Origin of the sequence: Kitasatospora sp. NPDC058492 (assembly GCF_042720685.1) — a bacterium.
Lineage (GTDB): Bacteria > Actinomycetota > Actinomycetes > Streptomycetales > Streptomycetaceae > Kitasatospora.
The window spans coordinates 1-1,263 of sequence record NZ_JBHXMU010000145.1 but is presented as its reverse complement, the minus strand read 5'-3'; the positions used below and the strand labels follow the sequence as shown (position 1 = coordinate 1,263).

Sequence of the window (1,263 nt, the reverse complement as noted above, 5' to 3'; positions counted from 1 at the left end):
GTGGCAATTGTATTTGCGGCCATGACATCGTTAGCAATGCGCATTTCGATTCGGGATGCAGCACCTGAGGCCTCAGTCCACGGCATAGGCGAACCGTCAACAATACAGTCCCACATAATATTCGCTGCAGTCGCCTCCCCTCCACCGCTACCATCACTACCGTGGTTACCGCCCGTGAATATACGGCCATTCGGTAATGGGACGCCATTCTGCTGAGCCATAACCCTAAGCGGCGGCAGCCAATCGGTAACGCTGGACCACAGAACCGTGAAGGTGCCGGCTGCTCGTCCAGTACGCGGAGCGATCGCAATTTCGCTAACATTCGGCAGCGCATTCCGGCCATTGGGGCCGATCGTCATCCGATACCAGTAATCTCCACTTTGGTAAGTAACAATCATTCGTTTGTCAGCCGTGGTACGCCAGTTCAGGCGCGAACCTATAGCATCAGGACGCACGGAGTAACACGTCGGATCTATCGCCCAGGAGTATCCTGGCCAAGTGGGACCGTTCATGCGCACGGCTGTGCCGTATACAGGTAGCTCGTCAGTGTTTAATGTCACCACAAACCGCAAACCTTCAACCACCTGACTATCCAGAGTCAGGAGACGTACGCCGCCACGAGGGACATCAGGGGCTGGATCTGTATAGTTCACAACCACCAGAGCGGACTCAGACGCGGCGTACTCAGTAGCGTCTTGCTCTTCAATGACCCAGCCGTCCGGCGGGCCGCTCAAGGCTGTGCTCCCATTCTTAAAGTAGCGGATCCCATACAGTTTCCCAGGACGGGCGCCAATAACACGCACATTCAAAAGTGCTTTATTCAGGAAATCATTCCCTGCACTGCGAACGGTATTTCTCCGCAATGTTAGACACGCAGGCTTCACCACCATATATAGCGCTGGGTCTATTACCCACGACCACGCCTGATGTGTTGGGAATGTATTGCTATTGATCGGAGTGCCGTCTGGAGGCAACCCTGCTGGATCTACGACAAGCTGGACCTCTACACCGTCAGTTCCTCGAAGACGAATCTGCTGTATGCCGCGGCTGCGGTCTATCGGCATCTGAAGGGCATCGTTATAGTTAACGATGAACCGCCCCTGCCCAGCCGCCGTCGCATACGTCGATTCGTCAAATTCGAGAATCACCCCGCCATAGCCTGCCGTGCCGACGACTGCGCCATTCTGGTAATAACTAAGTTGATACAACTTTCCCGGTTGGGCGTTGAGCACTTGGGCATCAAGCACGAACCCATTCCACACA

At 54.8% G+C, this 1,263-nt stretch carries 1 protein-coding gene; it reads right to left on the bottom strand.

Translation table 11 applies throughout. The features are described from left to right. On the bottom strand, positions 1–1,247 hold a 1,247-nt coding region (locus ACFWPI_RS39475; protein WP_380425390.1), incomplete at its 3' end, for a hypothetical protein. Positions 1,248–1,263 lie beyond the last annotated feature (16 nt).